This window comes from Aeromonas sp. 25-AL00135 (assembly GCF_054052385.1).
This window is the reverse complement of sequence record NZ_JBSTYQ010000003.1, coordinates 210,312-229,851: the sequence shown is the minus strand read 5'-3', so window position 1 is coordinate 229,851 and position 19,540 is coordinate 210,312. Positions and strand designations below refer to the sequence as shown.

At 56.2% G+C, this 19,540-nt stretch carries 19 protein-coding genes and 3 tRNA genes; 8 read left to right on the top strand and 14 right to left on the bottom strand.

The annotated features are described in order from the left end of the window. Nucleotides 1–15: 15 nt before the first annotated feature. The 8 genes from ACW5XC_RS03940 to ACW5XC_RS03905 all read left to right on the top strand — a co-directional run bounded on the left by ACW5XC_RS03940 (nucleotide 16) and on the right by ACW5XC_RS03905 (nucleotide 8,216). Nucleotides 16–1,170 carry a 1-propanol dehydrogenase PduQ gene (locus ACW5XC_RS03940; RefSeq protein WP_042056266.1) on the top strand — a complete coding sequence of 385 codons (1,155 nt, stop codon included), beginning with the start codon at nucleotides 16–18 and terminating at the stop codon, nucleotides 1,168–1,170. Between the two features lie 25 nt (nucleotides 1,171–1,195). Further along, nucleotides 1,196–4,582, top strand: a complete 3,387-nt coding sequence (gene cutC, locus ACW5XC_RS03935) for a choline trimethylamine-lyase (RefSeq protein WP_042056268.1) — start codon at nucleotides 1,196–1,198, stop codon at nucleotides 4,580–4,582. A 113-nt stretch (nucleotides 4,583–4,695) separates the two neighbouring features. Further along, nucleotides 4,696–5,643, top strand: coding sequence for a choline TMA-lyase-activating enzyme (gene cutD, locus ACW5XC_RS03930; RefSeq protein WP_410489887.1), 948 nt, complete (start codon nucleotides 4,696–4,698; stop codon nucleotides 5,641–5,643). Between the two features lie 12 nt (nucleotides 5,644–5,655). Beyond that, on the top strand, nucleotides 5,656–6,108 hold the full coding sequence (locus ACW5XC_RS03925; protein WP_042056273.1) for a BMC domain-containing protein: 453 nt from the start codon (nucleotides 5,656–5,658) through the stop codon (nucleotides 6,106–6,108). Then, nucleotides 6,105–6,725, top strand: coding sequence for a phosphate propanoyltransferase (locus tag ACW5XC_RS03920; protein ID WP_042056276.1), 621 nt, complete (start codon nucleotides 6,105–6,107; stop codon nucleotides 6,723–6,725). Before ACW5XC_RS03925 ends, ACW5XC_RS03920 begins: the two co-directional genes overlap by 4 nt. 11 nt (nucleotides 6,726–6,736) lie before the next feature. Continuing rightward, nucleotides 6,737–7,438: a hypothetical protein gene (locus ACW5XC_RS03915; protein ID WP_042056279.1), complete on the top strand. Its 702-nt coding sequence runs from the start codon at nucleotides 6,737–6,739 to the stop codon at nucleotides 7,436–7,438. 19 nt (nucleotides 7,439–7,457) lie between these two features. Further along, nucleotides 7,458–7,838, top strand: a complete 381-nt coding sequence (locus ACW5XC_RS03910) for a DMT family transporter (protein WP_042056282.1) — start codon at nucleotides 7,458–7,460, stop codon at nucleotides 7,836–7,838. 48 nt (nucleotides 7,839–7,886) lie between these two features. Further along, on the top strand, nucleotides 7,887–8,216 hold the full coding sequence (locus tag ACW5XC_RS03905; protein ID WP_074042633.1) for a DMT family transporter: 330 nt from the start codon (nucleotides 7,887–7,889) through the stop codon (nucleotides 8,214–8,216). 520 nt (nucleotides 8,217–8,736) lie between these two features. Here the strand turns inward: ACW5XC_RS03905 and ACW5XC_RS03900 are convergent. The 14 genes from ACW5XC_RS03900 to ACW5XC_RS03835 all read right to left on the bottom strand — a co-directional run bounded on the left by ACW5XC_RS03900 (nucleotide 8,737) and on the right by ACW5XC_RS03835 (nucleotide 19,458). Beyond that, nucleotides 8,737–11,001, bottom strand: a complete 2,265-nt coding sequence (locus ACW5XC_RS03900) for a DUF927 domain-containing protein (protein ID WP_074042634.1) — start codon at nucleotides 10,999–11,001, stop codon at nucleotides 8,737–8,739. Nucleotides 11,002–11,124: 123 nt separating this feature from the next. Then, nucleotides 11,125–11,385, bottom strand: coding sequence for a hypothetical protein (locus ACW5XC_RS03895; RefSeq protein ID WP_042056284.1), 261 nt, complete (start codon nucleotides 11,383–11,385; stop codon nucleotides 11,125–11,127). A 151-nt stretch (nucleotides 11,386–11,536) separates the two neighbouring features. Then, nucleotides 11,537–12,076, bottom strand: coding sequence for an ash family protein (locus ACW5XC_RS03890; RefSeq protein ID WP_074042635.1), 540 nt, complete (start codon nucleotides 12,074–12,076; stop codon nucleotides 11,537–11,539). A gap of 14 nt (nucleotides 12,077–12,090) precedes the next feature. Further along, entirely contained in the window at nucleotides 12,091–12,504 is a 414-nt protein-coding gene (locus ACW5XC_RS03885) for a hypothetical protein (RefSeq protein WP_042056287.1), read from the bottom strand. A gap of 10 nt (nucleotides 12,505–12,514) precedes the next feature. Beyond that, nucleotides 12,515–12,724 carry a helix-turn-helix transcriptional regulator gene (locus ACW5XC_RS03880; RefSeq protein ID WP_042056289.1) on the bottom strand — a complete coding sequence of 70 codons (210 nt, stop codon included), beginning with the start codon at nucleotides 12,722–12,724 and terminating at the stop codon, nucleotides 12,515–12,517. 243 nt (nucleotides 12,725–12,967) lie between these two features. Next, nucleotides 12,968–14,176 carry a tyrosine-type recombinase/integrase gene (locus tag ACW5XC_RS03875; protein WP_042056291.1) on the bottom strand — a complete coding sequence of 403 codons (1,209 nt, stop codon included), beginning with the start codon at nucleotides 14,174–14,176 and terminating at the stop codon, nucleotides 12,968–12,970. 261 nt (nucleotides 14,177–14,437) lie between these two features. Then, nucleotides 14,438–14,524: transfer RNA gene (locus tag ACW5XC_RS03870), tRNA-Leu, on the bottom strand. Between the two features lie 41 nt (nucleotides 14,525–14,565). After that, nucleotides 14,566–14,639 (bottom strand) — tRNA-Cys (locus ACW5XC_RS03865). Nucleotides 14,640–14,674: 35 nt separating this feature from the next. Continuing rightward, nucleotides 14,675–14,750, bottom strand: a tRNA-Gly gene (locus ACW5XC_RS03860). Nucleotides 14,751–14,931: 181 nt separating this feature from the next. Beyond that, nucleotides 14,932–15,486, bottom strand: coding sequence for a CDP-diacylglycerol--glycerol-3-phosphate 3-phosphatidyltransferase (gene pgsA / locus ACW5XC_RS03855; RefSeq protein WP_005337443.1), 555 nt, complete (start codon nucleotides 15,484–15,486; stop codon nucleotides 14,932–14,934). A gap of 199 nt (nucleotides 15,487–15,685) precedes the next feature. Next, nucleotides 15,686–17,539, bottom strand: a complete 1,854-nt coding sequence (gene uvrC / locus ACW5XC_RS03850) for an excinuclease ABC subunit UvrC (protein ID WP_042056293.1) — start codon at nucleotides 17,537–17,539, stop codon at nucleotides 15,686–15,688. A gap of 127 nt (nucleotides 17,540–17,666) precedes the next feature. Further along, on the bottom strand, nucleotides 17,667–18,311 hold the full coding sequence (gene uvrY / locus ACW5XC_RS03845) for a UvrY/SirA/GacA family response regulator transcription factor (RefSeq protein WP_005337448.1): 645 nt from the start codon (nucleotides 18,309–18,311) through the stop codon (nucleotides 17,667–17,669). A 212-nt stretch (nucleotides 18,312–18,523) separates the two neighbouring features. Beyond that, nucleotides 18,524–19,273 carry a 3-deoxy-manno-octulosonate cytidylyltransferase gene (gene kdsB, locus ACW5XC_RS03840; protein ID WP_042056295.1) on the bottom strand — a complete coding sequence of 250 codons (750 nt, stop codon included), beginning with the start codon at nucleotides 19,271–19,273 and terminating at the stop codon, nucleotides 18,524–18,526. Next, entirely contained in the window at nucleotides 19,270–19,458 is a 189-nt protein-coding gene (locus ACW5XC_RS03835; protein WP_005347033.1) for a Trm112 family protein, read from the bottom strand. Before ACW5XC_RS03835 ends, kdsB begins: the two co-directional genes overlap by 4 nt. Between the last annotated feature and the right edge of the window lie 82 nt (nucleotides 19,459–19,540).

Genomic DNA, 19,540 nt, shown 5'->3' with positions numbered 1-19,540 from the left:
GGAGTAAATGACCCAATGAGTGAATTTTTGCTGAAACCCCGGATCCGCTTCGGTCAGGACGCATTGTCTGCCCTAGCCGAACAGCCGGCCCGCCAGGCGCTGCTGGTCACCGATCAGGTGATGGTGCAAGTTGGCCTGGCCGACCGGGTGACGCAGATCCTGCGCCAACGCGGCATCGCATTCCAGCTCTGGGACGATGTTGTGGCTGATCCGGACATAACAACGGTAGTGCGCGGCATGAAACTCATGGACAGCTGCTATCCGGATCTGGTGATCGCCCTGGGTGGCGGTTCGGTGATTGATGCAGCCAAAGCGGTCATGTTCGCTCTGGCGCAAACTCGCCCGAATCTGGGGCGCGAGCGCCCCTGCTTCGTGGCCATCCCGACTACCAGCGGCACCGGTTCGGAAGTGACCAGCTTCTCGGTGGTCAAGGCCCGCAGCGAGAAGCTGGTGCTGGTCGACCCGTCATTGCTGCCGGATATCGCCATTCTCGATCCCTCGCTGGTTGCATCGGTACCGCCAGCCATCACCGCCGACACTGGGATGGACGTGCTGTGCCATGCGCTGGAGGCCTATGTCTCCCGGGCGGCCAGCGATTTTTCCGACGCATTGGCGGAGAAGGTGGTGCAACAGGTCTTTCGCTACCTGCCCGCTTGCTGGCGCAACGGTCACGATCTGCTGGCACGGGAGAAGATGCACAACGCCTCCTGCATGGCTGGCATGGCCTTCACTAACGCCTCGCTCGGCATCACCCACAGCCTGGCTCATGCCCTCGGCGGCGTGTTCCGCGTCCCGCACGGACGAGCCAACGCGCTCCTGATGGCGCAGGTCGTGGCATGGAACGCCGACTATGAGGGGCAGTGTGATACCCCGGCAGCCCACAAATATGCTCGCCTGGCCCACCTGCTGGACCTGCCAGCCAATACGCCGCGCGAGGGGGTAAACAGCCTGCTGGTGGCCATCCAGGCACTCAAAGACGAGATGAAGATGCCGGCCAGCATTGGCGATACCGGCCTCCTCGCTGCCGATTTCGACTTGCGGCTGTCGGAGATGGTCAGTCAGGCGCTGCGCGACAACTGTACCCCAACCAACCCGCGCACACCGGATGAGTGGGCATTAACCGAACTCTATCGTAAGGCATGGCATGGCAACACAGCCCCCAGCCACTAAGAACAAGAACAGGAGAACTTACCTCATGGCACACTACAGCTTAACACCGCGCGTAAACGTGCTGGCTGAACGTTTATTAGCGCACAGCAGCACCTTGTGCAGCGAACACGCAACGATTCTGAGCAGGCTGGACGGTGACATCGCGGGCATTCCCGCCGCAGTCAAACCGGCACGCCGTTTTTACGAACTGATGCGCCAACTGCCGCTGACTATCAGTGCCGACGAACTGATTGTCGGCAACCAGACCCGTACCCCCCACGGCGCCATATTTCACGATGAAAGTGCTGGGCAGCGTCCGTCCACCTTTCAGTTCCTGAATCTGAACAACGCCATCGACTCCCCCGACTACAAGCTGGTAGTGGAGAAGGGCGTGCTCGCCATCAAGCTGCAGCTGGAAGAAAAAACCCGCGCGCTGGGCAGTGCCGTCAGCCGCAGCGGCATGGACGAAGTCAACGGCTGCCGAGCAGCCATCTACGCCTGCGATGCCCTGATGGCACTGGCACAAAACCTGGCCAACAGCGCCGAAACCTTGGCCGCCGCAGAAACCAACCCGTTCCGCCAGGCCGAGCTGCGCGACAGCGCCGCCATTTTGCACCATGTACCGGCACACCCGGCACGCAACTTCAAAGAGGCTTGTCAATCTTTCTACCTGTTCCAGCTGGCGCTCCAGCTCGATAACGGCAGCTATGCGGTTAACCCGGAAGGTGCCGACAAAGCGCTGTTGCCCTACTTTCAGCGCGATATCACCAACGGCGCTCTCACCGAACAACAGGCGTACGAAATCGTCGAGTGCCTCTGGTTCAAGCTGGCAGAGCTGAGTGAAGTGCGCGCCACCTGCGCCCTCGACGGCTACCCCATGTTTGATGCCCTACTACACGGCACCAGCCTGGAGCAGGCGAGCATCAACCCGCTCTCCGAGATGTTCCTCTGCGCCCAACAAAACCTGAGCACCCTCAAACTGCCGGTACGCCTCTTTCGCGGAGTGCAGCACGTCTCTGCAGTCCCATTCGCCGCCAGTGCCGATATGCCAGTGATGGAGGGGTTGACGCCGCGAATGCAACGTCTACGGAATAACTATCTCACGATGCGTCCTAGCGTCTCCATCTACCGTGCGCTCGCCGTTACCGAAGTTGTCAAAGCAAACCCAGGGATGCCGACCATCTTGCTGCGTGCTAAGGCATTCCGTCATGCCTGTGAAACAGGCCCCATCCTTATTCAGGATGACGAACTGATCGTCGGCCATCCGTGTGGTAAGCCACGTGCTGGCGCCTTTTCACCGGACATTGCCTGGCGCTGGGTTCATGACGAACTCGATACAATGAGCACACGCCCGCAAGATCCCTTTGAAATCAGCGAAGCGGACAAGAAAACTATCCGCGAAGAGATTGTGCCGTTCTGGCAGGGGCGCTCATTGGATGAGGTCATGGAAGCCCAATACCGTGAGGCTGGCGTCTGGGCATTTAGTGGCGAAACCTATGTCAGCGACCTCTCCTACCACCAGATCAACGGTGGTGGCGATACCTGCCCTGGCTATGACGTACTGTTGTTTACTAAGGGAATGAATGGCATCAAGGCTGACGCACTGGCTCATCTTGATCAGCTGAGCATGGAAAACCCGGAAGATATCGACCGCATCTATTTCTACAAGGCAGCAGTCGAAACCTGTGAAGGGGTTATCAACTACGCCCGCCGCATCGCGGCTCACGCCCGTGAGCTGGCTGCCAAAGAGCAGAATGCCCAGCGCCGCGCAGAGTTGCTGACTATCGCCGAGGTTAACGAGAATGTACCAGCCAATCCACCGAAGACCCTGCAAGAAGCGCTGCAGAGCATCTGGACGGTGGAGTCACTGTTCGAGATCGAAGAAAACCAGACAGGCCTGTCGCTCGGTCGGGTCGACCAGTACTGCTACCCCATGTTCGAAGCGGATATCCGCGAGGGACGCCTAACACATGAAAGCGCGCTCGAGATGATACAAGCCTTTATCATCAAGTGTGCCGAGCTGATGTGGATGTCGAGTGAGCTAGGGGCGAAATACTTCGCTGGCTATCAGCCCTTCATCAACCTGACCGTAGGTGGCCAGAAACGCATCGGTGGCGATGCCTGCAACGATCTGACCTACCTCATCATGGATGCCGTGCGGTTCGTGAAGGTATACCAACCATCGCTGGCATGCCGCATTCACAACCAGTCACCGCAGAAATATATGGAGAAAATCGTCGATGTCGTGAAAGCAGGGATGGGTTTCCCTGCCTGCCACTTCGATGACTCCCACATCAAGATGATGTTACGTAAGGGATTCGATTTTGAGGATGCTCGCGATTACTGCCTGATGGGTTGTGTCGAACCGCAAAAGTCAGGCCGGATCTACCAGTGGACCTCCACAGGTTACACCCAATGGCCGATCGCCATCGAGTTCGTACTCAACCGTGGACGTATGGTGTTGTTCGACAGCGAACAAGGGCTGGATACTGGCGATCTGCGTGATTTGAGGACATTTGAGCAGTTCGATGCTGCGGTAAAACAGCAGATTGCCCATATCGTACGTATGTCAGCGATCGGGACTGTGATAAGTCAGCGTGTTCACCGCGATGTGGCGCCGAAACCATTGATGTCATTGATGGTGGAGGGGTGTATGGAGAGCGGAAAAGATGTCTCTGCTGGTGGTGCAATGGTCAACTATGGACCCGGACTCATCTTTTCTGGCCTTGCAACTTATGTCGACTCCATGGCTGCCATCAGAAAGCTGGTATTCGAGGAGAAGAAATACACTCTGGAACAAATCCGCGATGCGTTGCTAGCCAACTTCGAAGGGTATGAAGCATTGCTCCGCGACTGTCTTAATGCCCCCAAGTACGGCAATGACGACAACTACGTCGACCAGTATGCGCTGGATATTACCGAGTGGACGGAGAAGGAGTGTCGCAAGTACAAAATGCTCTACTCCAGAATGAGTCACGGCACCCTATCCATCTCCAACAACACGCCAATTGGTCAGCTGACCAACGCTACGCCAAACGGCCGCTTGGCATGGATGCCGCTTTCTGACGGCATTAGTCCTACCCAAGGGGCAGATAAACAAGGTCCTACCGCTGTTATCAAGTCTGTGAGCAAAATGAACGTGGAGACCATGAACATCGGAATGGTGCATAACTTCAAGTTCCTCAAGGGGTTGCTGGATACCCAAGAAGGTCGGCATGGTCTCATCACCTTGCTGCGTACAGCCTCAATCCTCGGCAACGGCCAGATGCAGTTCAGCTACGTCGACAACGAAGTACTGAAAAAAGCACAACTGGAACCGGAAAAGTACCGCGATCTCATCGTACGCGTCGCGGGCTACAGTGCCTATTTCGTCGAGCTGTGCAAAGAAGTACAGGATGAAATCATCAGCCGTACCGTGATTGAGAAGTTCTGACCGACATATTGATAACAGATACTTCTTAATCGTAAAAATAACCGGAAGTACTCCGTAATGGCAGGTCGCAAATAATGAAACCGCGGCCTGCCAAATACGGAGAGGAGGCAAGCGTGAACGTGAATAATGAATTAACCGGCCGCATATTCAATATCCAAAAATATTCAATATACGACGGCGATGGCATTCGCACGCTGATTTTTTTCAAGGGCTGTAACCTTCGCTGCCCTTGGTGCGCTAACCCTGAAGGGCTGAGCAGCCAATTTCAGGTGATGTTCTCGCATGATAAATGCATTAACTGTGGTGACTGCGTAAATGTCTGCCCGGCCGGAATCCATTACCGAGCCGAAGAGAACGGCAGTATGAAACACTTCATTAATCGCAATAAGGATTGCATCGGCTGTCGTAAATGTGAAGAAGTTTGCACCCAGCATGCCTTGGACATTATTGGCAAGGATGTCACCGTCAGCGAGCTGATGGACATCATCATGCAGGACTATGACTTTTACATCTCCTCTGGCGGTGGTGTCACTATCGGTGGTGGCGAAATGAGCCTGCAGACTGACTTTGCTGTCGCGCTGTTTCGCGAATGTAAAAAGATGATGATCAATACCGCAATAGAGACCCAGGGCACCACCTCGCTGGCTAATTACCAGCAGCTTGCTCCCGTCACCGATACCTTTCTGTTCGATATTAAGCAAATAAATAGCGAACAACATAAGGCAATGCTGGGCATCGACAATGAAGGTATTCGCCGCAATCTGGAATGGCTAGTCGATTATGGTGCTAAGGTCATTGTGCGCATGCCCCTTATACGTGGATATAACGATTCATGGGATGCCATCACCGGCGCTATCGAATATGTACAAAAACTGGCAAAGCGGGGAAATATCCTACGGATCGACATGCTGCCGTACCACCAGCTGGGACGCAAGAAATATGAGCGGCTGGATATGCCCTACCCGATTACGCAAGACCCGTCTTACACGCCGGATGAATTAGAACGGCTGGAGACCTTCTTTGCACAATTTGATTTCGATATTCGTTTGGTCCGCCACTAACAGGAGTCGACGATGAAAAGTTTGGGCGTAATTGAAACGCGAGGATTGATCGCCGCCATTCAGGCCGTGGACGCTGCCTGCAAAGCCGCAAGCGTCACCTGCATCGGCTATCGCAAGGTGGGTTCTGGGCTAGTGAGTGTCTGCTTCCAAGGGGAGATCAGCGCCATCCATACCGCCATCGAGCGTGGTGTAGCAGTGGCTGCCACTATCGACCAGCAGGTCCATTCACTGGTGATTGCACGCCCGGAGCCAAGCGCGGTAGCGGCGCTTAGCAACCTCAAGGGCTTCCCGCCGCGCGCACCGGCCAGCACCAGCACTGAGCTAACGGCCGTAACAGGTGCAGCCCCGGCCCTGCCACCGCCAAGCGGTGCCGATACCGAACCGGCCACTCCAGCGGCCAGCAAGCCTGCTGGGGATCAAGCGGAAGACAGACAGGCCGCGGCAAGAAAAGGGAAGAAAGTATGATCGATCCCCAGTTGCATCAAAAGATCGCCGCCCGCCTGAGCCTGGTTAGCCCGGCGATCCCGGTCGGCATCTCGAATCGCCACGTTCACCTGGCACAACAGGATGTGGAGGCCTTGTTCGGCAAGGGCTACACCCTGACACCGCTCAAACCGCTGCGCCAGCCGGGCCAATTTGCCGCCGAAGAGTGCGTCACCGTGGTCGGCCCCAAAGGCTCGCTAACCCGGGTGCGGGTGCTCGGCCCGACCCGGCCGGTTTCACAACTGGAGATATCCCGCGCCGACTGCTTCACCCTCGGTATCAAGGCACCTGTCCGTGAGTCCGGCCAGCTGGAAAATACCGGCAGCGCGCTGCTCATCGGTCCCGCCGGCCACGTGGAGTTGCGATCCCAAGTGATCTGCGCCTGGCGGCATATCCACCTCTCGCCACAAGACGCCCGCCAGCTGAACGTGACCAATGGCCAGAAGGTGAGCGTGCGCAGCGACGGCGAGCGCCAGTTGACCTTCGATGAGGTGGTGGTGCGGGTGCGCGACGATTTCGCGTTGGAGTTTCACATCGATACCGAGGAGGCCAACGCCGCCGGATTGAAAAACGGCGCGCAGGTTAGGCTGCTCGGCTAATGGAGATCCCAATGACCGACCAACAAATTGAACGCCTGGTCGAGCAGATGCTCAAACGCCTGCAGCCGCCACTGCTGGTGATGGTGACCGCGGCCCAGGGCTATCGGCAGGCCATTCGAAACCGTCTGGCCAGCTGTGGGCAGCCCCTGCAGCTTGCACTGGCAGAAGAGATCGAGGATGGCGCGCTGTGGCAACCGCTGGGGGAGACAGTGCCGGCCAACGTCTGGCAACAGGCCCTACCGCTCGCGCCCTATCGCGCGCTGGTGCTGCCCTTTCTCGACTACCCGCTGGCGATGGACCTGCTGCACGGCTCGCTGCAAAGCCCCGTGGCCCGGCGGCTGCACGATGCCCTGTTGAGCGGCTTGCCGGTACTTGCACTGCGCTATCACTGCGATCCCACCAGTGAACTAAATCAACTTTTGGGAGCGCAAACGAACACGGCGTATGCCGGGCATATGCAGGCTGCACTAACAGGTCTGAACGAGATTGGCGTTACCTTATGCACCATGAATGAGCTGCTAGATAAATTGGCATCGGACCACTTTGCAGACTTGAAACCAGTGAATACGGCGAGCCCCCCACGACGCTATCTCACCGTCAGCGATGTGGAGATGAACCCGATGCTGGCCCGAGCCCCCACGGCACAGCTAACCGATGCAGCGATTGATTTTTTGAAAAACAGTAAAAAAGAAAGAGAACCTTACCTTAAATAACAACCCCGGAGTTTAAGTTATGTCTTCAAAAGCAAAATGTTGGTTATGGATGCTGTTGGTGATTGTGTCCGAAACATCGGCAACCTCCACCTTAAAAATGTTCGGTAGTAGTGAGGGCATCACTAAGATGCTACTGCTCGGCTTGCTCATACTGCTCTATTGTACCTGCTACTACTCACTCTCTCGTGCGGTAAAAGATATTCCAGTTGGACTTGCCTACGCTACTTGGTCTGGCACCGGAATTTTAGTCGTATCTACATTAGGTATGGCTTTTTATGGCCAACATCCAGACACAGCTGCCATTATCGGGATGGCAGTTATTGCAAGTGGCATAGTTATAATGAACGTATTTTCAAAAATGGGTAGTGAAGAAGATGACGCCTCATCAGGCGAAGTTTAAAAATAACAACGCTAACAATCTGATAATTAAAATTAAGGAATATACACCATGTTTAACATAGGTTTTTTATGGCTAGCACTGTCCATCGGCTCTGAAATAACTGGCACCTCAATGATTAAAAAAACAAATGGATTTAGCAAGCTAGCTCCATCAGCATTAGTCGTTTGTGCCTACAGCCTTTGTTACTTTGCTCTGACACGTGCAATGAGTACAATTCCCGTAGGCGTTGCCTATTCACTTTGGTGTGGATTTGGTATCGTTGGTGTTACAATTTGCTCTATGATTCTGTATAAGCAGAAGCCTGATTTCCCCGCAATAGCAGCTATGATTCTGATTATTTCAGGCGGTGTAATTATGAATGTATTCTCTGCAATGTAAATTGTACGGGAGCCTTCACCAATATCGGCAAAGGTTCCCGTTATTTTCAAAGCCACAAGGTATTATCTTGACAAAAAAGCAGGTTAAACAACATACATCACCAGCTATATGTTCGTTTATCTAAAACATTATTGTAGCACCTAAATAAAATTCTATTTTAAACCAAGTGTCATATGTGCAACATAAGTGCTGTGCCAATTTAAATAGCTTACCCATGCAGAAAAAATGGAAAACTTCTAACTTTCTAAGTGCAAAAATTGATGACTAAAACTACTGCATAACTCTCCCCCTCTAAACCATCCACGCAGGCACTGTCGTGTAGCCACTGTAGCCATCGTGTAGCCACTAAAAATATACCCAGTGGCTACACCTCTATCCCGTGATACATCAGGCCCACAGCGGTGTTTTGTTGTGGTGTAGCCACTGTAGCCACCATTTTTGCTTGTTCTTTCACGCGCACGCACGAGGCCGAAATGGAAAGGGCCACACTCGGTGGCCATTTAGCTCCTGTTGGCAGAGGCTATTCGTCCTCCAAGCCATCCCCCTCATCACCCAATACCCGCTCGCTCAGTACATAAACCCTCATCCCCTTCCCCATCCCCGGCAATCTGACCTGTCGCTGTAACCGCTTCTTGTCTTTGCCAGTGAGAAGATAACCGGCCTCAAGGCACAAGATGGCCGCTCGTTTGGGGTCTCTCCCTTTGGTGATCTCAAGCCAGCCTTGGGGCAGCACAAAGAAGCTCACGCTATCCGACTCCACCTTACGGTAGCCCACCATATTGGCTGGCCGGTGGTTGGCATCGAACCAATCAGCAAAACGAGTGAACTGATGAGCAAAGACAAAACCACGTACCTGCATCAGGGTGGCTGCGTCCTCCTGATTTCCCAGGTTCCCCCGTTCTGCCAGCCAAGCCTTGAGGCAGACCCTCACCGCCCTGATGGCTTCTCCCTCTGGCCAGCCAGTCACCCCCAATCGGGTGGCCAGTTCCCCGGCCGCGGCTACCAACGCAAACCGATTGATGGCGCGCCCTACCTGATTACCCGCCCCCTTGGGTGTCAGCTCGGCTGCCAACTGCTTAATCTCAGCCCTCAACCGGTCACTGTGTTCATCTATCGCCTGGGTCAGAGCTTGCGCATAGGTGCGAAAAGCGATGCCATAATGCTCTTCTGAATTGGTTTTGAGGGTGTCGGCAAAACAGCGGCCACCATCCATGCCATGAAGCCACTCAAAGGCGCCATGGTGCCCGGTATCACTGGGGATCTGGATGGTCCGCACCTCCATTCCGGCCTGGGTACTCTTCCCTGCACTGGCGGCATGGTCCTCAAGACTCAGCTCACCGGTGGAGAGGAACAGCAACCGCCAGGCTTTCCGCTCTCTCAGCTCGCCATCCTGTTTACTGCGGCCCTTGCCTTGGCCGTTGGCCAGCATATAGGCAGTCTGACCAGCCTCCCGCCCGTCCAGCTCACCCAGTTCATCCAGACAGAGCAGGGCATCATTGCGCCGGCTGGCGATCCCCTCGATGGCGTTGCCGGTAGCCCGCCAGGTTTGGGCATAGCGGTCCGGGTGACCATAGACACTGGCGGCCGCCTTCATCACGGTGGTTTTGCCGTCGGTACTCTCCCCTTTGAGGTGAAAGCCTCCGCCCTCCATGCCGACCAAGGAAAGCAGAGGGGCCGCAAAAGCCAGGGACAGCGCAAAGCAGAGCCGAGAGTTACCCACGGCCAGCCCTGCGACCCCCTGTTGCCAGCCGGCCAGGGTACCGTGCTCAGTAAAGTCGCTGCTGGTGTAGCCGGCAGTCTGCAGAATGACCCGCTCGGCATCCGGCCCAATAGCGCCCCCTGGCAGCACATAAGCCTTGCCATGCCATCCTGTTCGCTCGACACAGGTGATACGCCGCTTTGGTTGGCAGCTCATCAGGTAGGCCGCCAGCCTGCGTTTATGACTGAGCTCGATAAAGGGCAGCCCCGCATCCAGTAGTGCGGCAAACACCTCTTCACCATTGCGCGGGACCAAGGAACGCACCGGCATGGCCCACTGGCGCACGCGCCCGGCACTGTCTCGCCACTCGAGCAAGCGGCCATAGCCTCGGCCTTGCTCATCGGAGGTTTCAGCCAACACGTGGATGGGGCTGGCAATTGGGAGCCACTCTTGCCGGGCATCCTCCCCTCTACCGACAGTCGTCAGGGCACACAAACGCGAGCCTCTCACCTCAAATCCAGCCGGTAATGCTTGCCCCTCCTCTGGCTCACCTTTCACCAGATGAAGTGGGGCCACATTAACCATCCTGGGCGCTTCATCGGTGTTTGGGGTCACCTCCAATGTCTGTTCGAAAGCAACGATATCCACCAGCGGCCAAGGCTCAGCATTCTGCCCTTGGTAACCACGATAGATCTCAGCCCTCGGAGCTTGCTCACGTAGAGCCATGATCAGGCGTTTGGCTTTCTTAGAGTGCAGATTGCCATACTGGTGAACGATGACCCGCTTGGTGGCATCACGATCTGCCATTTTGTAAAGCTTGCCCCCTTCGTCTAGTTGGGCCGGCCCCACGTACAGCACTTGCTCCGGTTCGAGCTCCGGGTCAATCGGGTTCTCTGCTGCTATCGCGTCATTATGAGCACGCTGTAGGGTCGCCCTGATGCCAGCATCCCTGCTGGCTTGTTCACCGGTGTGGATCACGACAACCTGCAGGTCATCCAGGTCTGCAAACTTGAGGAAGGCACCGGTCCGGGATGGAGGACTACTACGATCCCCGGAACCAACAGTTCTTTGGAATACCGTTGTCATTGCATCGCCCTCCGCTTGCGCTCCTTGGTCAGCCGCTTGAAGAGTTCTCGTAACACCGCGGGGCGAAGTGGATTACGTGATAATTCGCACCACATGCGGCGATTTAGAGTGTTGAGCAGTCGCTTACTCATGGCATGTCCCTCCCAGCAAAACGGTAACCAGCTCCTTGAACGCCCGCTCATCCAAACCGGCTTTCAGCTCTCGAGCCTCCTTCGCGGTGATAGCCACCGCAGCGCCCTGGGTCTGGGCAATAAAACGATCACGGTCATTTCGGCAAAGGAAAGCACTCAGGGTGCCCCGCTGTGTACGCTTCCCTGTTCTGGGGTTAGGTGGACCAATAAAGGTCGGTGGATTCGTGCCATTGGCCCATGCGAAGTAAGTCATGACAACCTCCTTTGGCAGATAGCAACCTCGCTACGCAAGGCATCAAGCAGAAACCGAAACTGTGTTCGCTCCTGAATGCTGAGGTCGGTTTGTTCTAGCAGCGCCTCAAACTGGTCGAGCAAGGCGTAAAGAGGGAGTGGATAAATGAGATTCATACGATGAGCCCCCCATCAGGTGGGGTAACCCCGTAGGGGGTCATGCAACAGGGAGGGGGAGTGCAAAGGCGCCAAAGTGCGGCCGAGTGACACGGATGAGCAATCAGGGATCTGAGTCGGCTAGATAAAGCCTGGGTGGGGACAGTAGCCATAATGGCAGCCTCCTTTCTGGTCAGATTTTCTCTGCCACCAGAAGACGCCAATCTAAGTATGGTGGCAGCCCGGACAAGGTTGGCGTAACTGGTCAGAAAGGAAACCAGCGCCTCTTGCGAGGCCCTTGCCCGAACCGCCATAACACAGCTGAAGCTGCCAAGCGGATATAGCGAAGCAGCCCCAAGAGATGGGGGTTGAGTACCGACAAAAAACCACGCAAGAGCGTGGGTCGGCTCCTTTCTGATTATCGAGACGCCAATCTCGGCAACGGATTTTGCCGCTGCGGGGCGAATCGTACCCCGTTGAACATTGAGGAACAAGCCCACCTCTTGGGATTTGAGCAAAGCTTCGCCCTGGGCAGTGAGCCCATATTGTTTTTTCATGGCATACCTCGGAATTAAGCTGCAGGAGGGAGGGGGTTGGACACTGGTGTACGAGCACACAGAATGGCTGCGTAGTCATCGTCCAAAGGGGTTGCTTGCCTCTGGTATCGCCAATGGTTGACCAGGGCCACCAGCTTATAGGCTTGCTCTCGGTCGGCTAGCCAATAGCGCTTGAAGCGGGTGGTCCCGCCGCCGCAGTGCTGGTGTTCGAAAAACGCATCGGTGATGTCTATCCCGTGGTTTCGACGGAGCAGGCCAATGCTATTGCGCAAGTTGAGATCATGGAGTCCAGCCAGGCCAGACAAGGCATTGACCCCCTGAGCCCCCTGCTCCAGCAGGTGGAGAGCAACCAATTCGTACTTGGTGATATGCTGACCCTGTTCAAGCTGGGTCGTGCCGTTCATGGTGCAGCCTTTTTCTTTTTGCATCTTCCCCTCCTTAGGCAGCTTTGCCTTGAGCATTGATCCAGGCGTGAACATCTTCACAGCGCCAGGCCGTGACTCTCGCGCCCAGCTTGATTGGCTTAGGGAATTTGCCTTCACCAACCATCCTCCACAACGTGGACTTGCTGAACGGCAATGGACCTACCTTGCTGGCCGTCGTTACCAGTTGTGCCTCTCGAATAAACCCTGTTTCTGGAATTTTCATGTGTGCTCTCCTGAAATGAAAAAGCCCGACACAGTGGTCGGGCTTAAGGGGGCTAAACAGTTATCGATAATGAATGGGGGTCAGTTTTGGTTTCGTCTCCTCCAATGCAAAAACCCGGCACGATGGCCGGGTTTGGATATGAAAAAGGCCCAATCTCTAAAGAATGGGCCATTATGGGGAAATCCTAACGTTGGTGTGATAACGAGTCAAGCAGTCGCGTAACGTGTCACATCCTCCTGCTACCTACCCTACTCGATTGAAGTTCACAGGACGAACATTGCTGCCCTGTTGTGACTCGTAGAAATCAGCCAGCCACTGCAAAAGCTTGCGGCGATCATCAAGGTACTCAGCCCGGTGATAGGCCGCCCGAACCTTGTTACGCTCAGCATGGGCAAGCTGGCGTTCGATCACATCAGGGTCAAAGCCCTCCTCATTGAGGATGGTGGATGCCAAGGCCCTAAAACCGTGTGGCGTGGCAATTCCTTTGTAACCCATTCGTCCCATAGCATAACTCAGGGTGTTTTCGCTGATGGGATTGGTCAACTTCCGTTCACTCGGGAACAACAGCTCACAATGTCCTGATATCTGACGTAGCTCCTCAAGCACAGCAAGAGCCTGACGGGAAAGAGGTACGATATGAGGTACCCGCATCTTCATACGTTCAGCAGGGATCCGCCATTCTGCTCGCGCCAAGTCGAACTCATCCCAGCGAGCAAAGCGCACCTCGCCAGGGCGAGTCATCGTCAACATCAATAGGTGGATAGCTAGACGAGTTGCAGGGTTCAGTGGCTCAGCAGCCAAGCGCCGGTAAAACTCCGGTAAGTCAGCACGTGGAAGTGCTGGACGGTGTTCTTGCTTGGTAGCCCTGAGCGCTCCTTTCAGGTCTTGGGCTGGGTTGTAGCTGACCCGCCCAGTCTGGATGGCGTAACGCATGACGGAACTGATCCGTTGCAGCACCCGCCCAGCTGTTTCAGTCGCTCCCCTCGCCTCTATCTTGCGCAGAGCATCCAACATGATCGGCGCTGTTAGTTCTGCTACCGGAACTAGCCCCAGGTCGGGAAAGGCATCCACTTCCAAAGACTCGATCACCCGCTTGGCATGGCCAGGGCTCCAGCGAGCTAGCTGACTCTGGTGCCACTCCCTGGCAATGACCTCAAAGTTGTTCTCGCTGGCGAGTCGGTTGGCCACCTTGCTCTGCTTACGGGCAAGACTGGGGTCGATACCGTCTGCCAGTTGCCTGCGCGCCTCCTCTCGCTTAGCCCTCGCCTCTTTCAAGGAAACCTCTGGGTAGACCCCTAGAGCTAGCACCTTCTCCTTTCCAGCAAAGCGGAACTTGAGGCGCCAGTACTTCCCCGACGAAGTTATAAGTAAAAAGAGGCCCTTTTCATCAGACAGCTTCTGCTGCTTACCAGTGAACTTGGCTTGTCGAGCTGCGGTATCAGATAGCGGCATGGGGGTATCTCCCGATTCAATTGGGGGTACATGACAGACGCTGGGGGTATAAGCCTCTACCTCACAGGCCAGGAATGGCGCGGGATAGCGGGCATTTGGGGGTACTTTTTACACCTGTGGGAACATGTACCCCCAAATGTACCCCCAAACTCGGGGGGATGTCATGAGGCCTTATGATACGACGAGAGACAACAAAAAACCCGCAAAGCCTTTAGCTATGCGGGTTTATGGTATGTCTTGAGACTGTATGAAACTATAGTTTGGTGCCCGAGGCCGGAATCGAACCGGCACGACGCGAACGTCGAGGGATTTTAAATCCCTTGTGTCTACCGATTTCACCACTCGGGCACCGCAATCGGTATCAAGCTCGCGTGGCGGGCTTGTCAATATGGAGGCACGTTCCGGAGTCGAACCGGACTAAACGGATTTGCAATCCGCTGCATAACCGCTTTGCTAACGCGCCATGCAAAAGAGAGTTGGCTCTCTATTGTCTGAATTTGGAGCGGGAAACGAGACTCGAACTCGCGACCCCGACCTTGGCAAGGTCGTGCTCTACCAACTGAGCTATTCCCGCATTGGTCTGGCTGACTGCCTGACTACGAGGACGCATTCTAGCGATGTTCCTCGCCCAGTCAACCAGAAATATTTAATTACCTGATCGTTCGGGCATTTTTTGCCCTTTTTGAACGGTTTTAGCGCCTTTGGCCGTTTCCTGCCTCAAATCAGCGGAAACCTCACCTTGCGGCGCAGGTGACTCACAGGTTGGCGTGGTGGGTCAAATCGCCCCAGGCCGCCTTCATGTACTGGAACATCGACCAGAAGGTGAGCACGGTGGCGACATAAAGCATCACATAGGCGAGCCACACCATCCAGACGTTGTATTGCCAGATAAGACCGGTGAGCGACACCATCTGGATCATGGTCTTCCACTTGCCAATCCAGCTGACCGCCACCGAGGAGCGTTTGCCGAGCTCGGCCATCCACTCACGCAGGGCGGAGATGATGATCTCGCGGCCAATCATGGTCATGGCGGGGATGGTCACCCAGATGGTGTTGTAGTGTTCGACGATAACCACCAGTGCGGCGGCGACCATGATCTTGTCGGCAACCGGGTCAAGGAAGGCACCAAAGGCGGTGGACTGATTGAGCTTGCGAGCCAGATAGCCATCAAACCAGTCGGTGGCAGCGGCTAGAATAAAGACGATGGCGGCAGCCAGATAGGACCATTGATAAGGCAGATAGAACAGGATGACGAAGACGGGAATGAGCAAAATCCGGAAAAACGTCAACAGGTTAGGTATGTTTGTCATTATTTTCAGCCACTTCTTGTACGTCGCTACATAGTGCGCCAAAGCCGATTTGCGATGCAACCGCACTGGCGCCCGTCTTGGTCTTTTTAATCCATCAATCTTCTCAAAATGCGAGGGCCATTATGGCATTTACGGCCCCCCCGCGTCACGGCTCTTGTGCATCAAGGAGTTAGCGATTTTGCCATGCCGCTAACCCTGCTCAGGCGCTGTGCAAGCCATCGTGGATGATCTGGGCCAGCTCCTGACTGATGCCGGGTACCTTGGCTAGTTCATCCACGCTCGCCTTTTTGACCTCCTGCAGGCCGCCCAGATATTTGAGCAGCGCCTGCCGCCGCTTTGGCCCCACCCCCGGAATATCCTCAAGACTGCTGCTGGTGCGGGCCTTGGCCCGTCTGGCCCGGTGCCCGGTAATGGCAAAACGGTGGGATTCATCGCGAATATGCTGAATAAGGTGCAAAGCGGGCATATCTGCCGGCAAATGCAGCTCTTCGTGGCTCTCCCCCATGATAAGCGTTTCCAACCCGGCCTTGCGGGTCACCCCCTTGGCAATTCCCACCAGCAGCGGATATTTGCCGCCGAGGAACTCCAGCTGACGGGCCAGGATCTCTTCGGCGCGGCGCAACTGGCCGAGGCCGCCGTCAATAAATAGCACGTCCGGCACCTTGTCCGGCTCCTGCTGCTTGCCAAAGCGGCGCTCCAGCGCCTGCTCCATCGCCGCGTAGTCATCACCGCCAGTGATACCGTCGATATTAAAACGACGATATTCCGATGAGAGCGGCCCCTCCCGGTTGAACACAACGCAAGAGGCCACCGTGCGCTCCCCCATGGTATGGGAGATATCGAAACACTCCATGCGAGCGATGGGGCGCTCAAGCTCCAGCAGCTCTTCCAGCTGGTCGTAGCGAGCGGTGATGGTGCTCTTGTGAGCCAGCCGCGAGCGCAGCGCCGTCTCGGCGTTGATGGAAGCGAGCTTGATAAAGCGGGCCCGCTCGGCGCGGGTACGGCTCACCACCCGCACCTTGTAGCCTGCGGTCTGGCTCAGAGTCTCGGCGATGACGCTCTCGTCCTCAAGGGCCACATCGAGCAGCACCTCGCTCGGGATCTGCCGCCCCCCCTGCCCCGACAGATAGAACTGCAGCAGGAAGGATTGCACCACCTCGTCAAGCTGGGTATCGGCCGGCACTTTCGGGAAGTAGCTGCGTGAGCCGAGCACCTTGCCCTGACGGATAAAGAGCACGTGGATGCAAGCAGCACCTTGCTGGAAGGCGACCCCCACCACATCCAGCTCGTCCAGTACGTTGCCGCTCACCGACTGCTGTTCGGTGACCCGGCGCAGCGCCAGGATCTGATCCCGGTAGCGGGCCGCCTCTTCAAAGCGCAGATCGCCGCTGGCGGACTCCATCTTGCCCACCAGCTCGCCAATCACTTGCTGGTTCTTGCCCGCCAGAAACAGTTTGGCAAGCTCCACCTGCTGGGCATATTCGGCCTCGCTCACCAATCCGGCCACGCAAGGGCCAGCGCAACGCTTGAGCTGATAGAGCAGACAGGGACGGGTGCGGTTGGCATAGACCGCATCCTCGCACTGGCGCACCGGAAAAATCTTCTGCATCAGATGCAAACTCTCGCGCACCGCACCGCCAGAGGGGTATGGGCCGAAGTACTCCCCCTTCACCTTGCGGGCGCCGCGATGGACGCCGATGCGCGGATGCTGGTGCGCGGTGATGATGATCCAGGGGTAGGATTTGTCGTCCCGCAGCAGCACGTTGTAACGGGGCTGGTACTGCTTGATCAGGTTGTGCTCGAGGATCAGCGCCTCGGTCTCGGTGTGGGTGACGGTGACCTGGATATCGGCGATCTGTCGCACCAGGGTGCGGGTCTTGATGCTGTCGACGTTGGTGCGAAAGTAGGAGGCGAGCCGCTTTTTCAGATCCTTGGCCTTGCCCACGTAGATCACGGTGCCACCGCTGTCATACATGCGGTAGACGCCACTTTGATGGGTGACGGCGCTCAGAAACGCCTTGCTGTCGAAGAGAGGTTCGGGAGAGAGGGTCATCAGCTACTCGGCTCACACAAAGGCAAAAATTGACGGGCAGAGCATACTGCCCTCGCCGCCCGAAAAGCAAAGGGGCAGAAAAGCAAAAAGGCGGCACTCGCCGCCTTTGTGACCACACGCCACCCGATTAGAGGGTATCGGCATCCAGCATGCCATAGCGAATGGCCAGATGGGTCAATTCCACGTCACCGTTGATCCCCAGCTTGCTGAACAGACGATAGCGGTAGCTGTTGACCGTCTTCGGGCTCAGGTTGAGCTGCTCGGAGATATCGGTCACCTTCTGCCCCTTGGTGATCATCATCATGATCTGCAGCTCGCGCTCGGAGAGGGACTTGAAGGGATTCTCGTCAGCGGAGGCAAACTGGCTGAGGGCCATCTGCTGGGCAATCTCCGGGGAGATGTAACGCTGACCGGAGTGCACCAACCGGATCGCCTGGATCATCTCGTCAGGGGCAGCCCCCTTGGTCAGGTAACCGGCGGCGCCCGCCTGCATCACCTTGGTGGGGAACGGATTTTCTGAATGAATGGTCAGCACTATGATGCGCACATCGGGGCGGATCCGCAGAATTTTGCGGGTCGCTTCCAGACCACCAATACCCGGCATGTTCATGTCCATCAGGATCACGTCCGGATGGTGTTGGCGACAGAACGTAACTGCGGTCTCGCCGCTCTGTGCCTCGCCCACCACCTTGATCCCGCGCACATCTTCAAGAATGCGTCTTATCCCTGTACGCACCAGCTCATGATCATCGACCAGGAATACATTTATCACCCAAACACCCCGTTTTATCTCGTTTTAGCCGCCCGGTTAGGGTTAACAGGGCGTCTTGCATCATAACCAAACTCGTCGCGTTGGCAAACCATGCACGCCAAAAGTTTGAGAAAACCCATGTTTAGCGTTTAAAATCAAATAATTATATAAATTTTCAAAACAAAAAACGGTGCCTTGCGACACCGTTTTTCATGACGTTAGTGCTGTGGCCATCACTTGGCCAAAAAGGCGCGCACCTTCTCAAGATCGGCCTGGGTATCCACCCCGACCGGCGGCGCTTCAAGGGCCTGGGCGACGTGGATCTTCTCCCCGTACCAGAGCACCCGCAGCTGCTCCAGCGCCTCGACCTGCTCCAGCACGCTCGGTGCCCAGTCTACGTAACGCTGGATAAAGCCGGCACGATAGGCATAGATACCGATATGACGCTGGTAGTGGTCACCAATCTGCTCGTGGCTGTTGGCAAAGCGATCCCGATCCCAGGGGATGGTGGCGCGACTGAAGTAGAGGGCGTAGCCATCCTTGTCAGTCACCACTTTCACTGCGTTCGGATTGAACGCCTCTTCGGCATCCTTGATCGGCACCGACAAGGTCGCCATCGGCGCCGTGGCGGCGGCCAGATTATCCGCTACCTGACGAATGATGGCGGGCGGAATGAGCGGCTCATCCCCCTGCACATTGACGATGATGGTATCGGCGGCAAAGCCGTAGTGACGGCACACCTCGGCCAGACGCTCGGTGCCGGACTGGTGATCCGGTGAGGTCATGCACACCTCGACGCCGGTGCTCAGCAGTGCCTGCTGTACCCGGGCATCGTCAGTGGCGACGATCACCCGATCGGCCCCCGATTGCAGGGCTTTCTCCACCACGTGCTGCACCATAGGCTTACCATGGATATCCGCCAGCGGCTTGCCCGGCAGGCGTGTTGACGCATAGCGGGCCGGAATGACGACGACGAAACTCATGACGGCAGCTCATCGCTGTTGAGCGGACGGGCACGGTTCTCCAGCAGCACCGGGATCCCCTCCTCCAGCGGATAGGCCAGCTTGTCAAAGCGGCAGACCAGCTCATGAACTGCTTTGTTGTAGTGCAGCTTACCCTTGCAGACCGGGCAGGCGATGATGTCGAGCAACTTGATGTCCAAAGCCAAAACGATACTCCTTCAACGATGTCGCGCTGGCGGCTTCATCACGCCAGCGATGGATGTCGAGCAACCAGATACTCCATGCGGG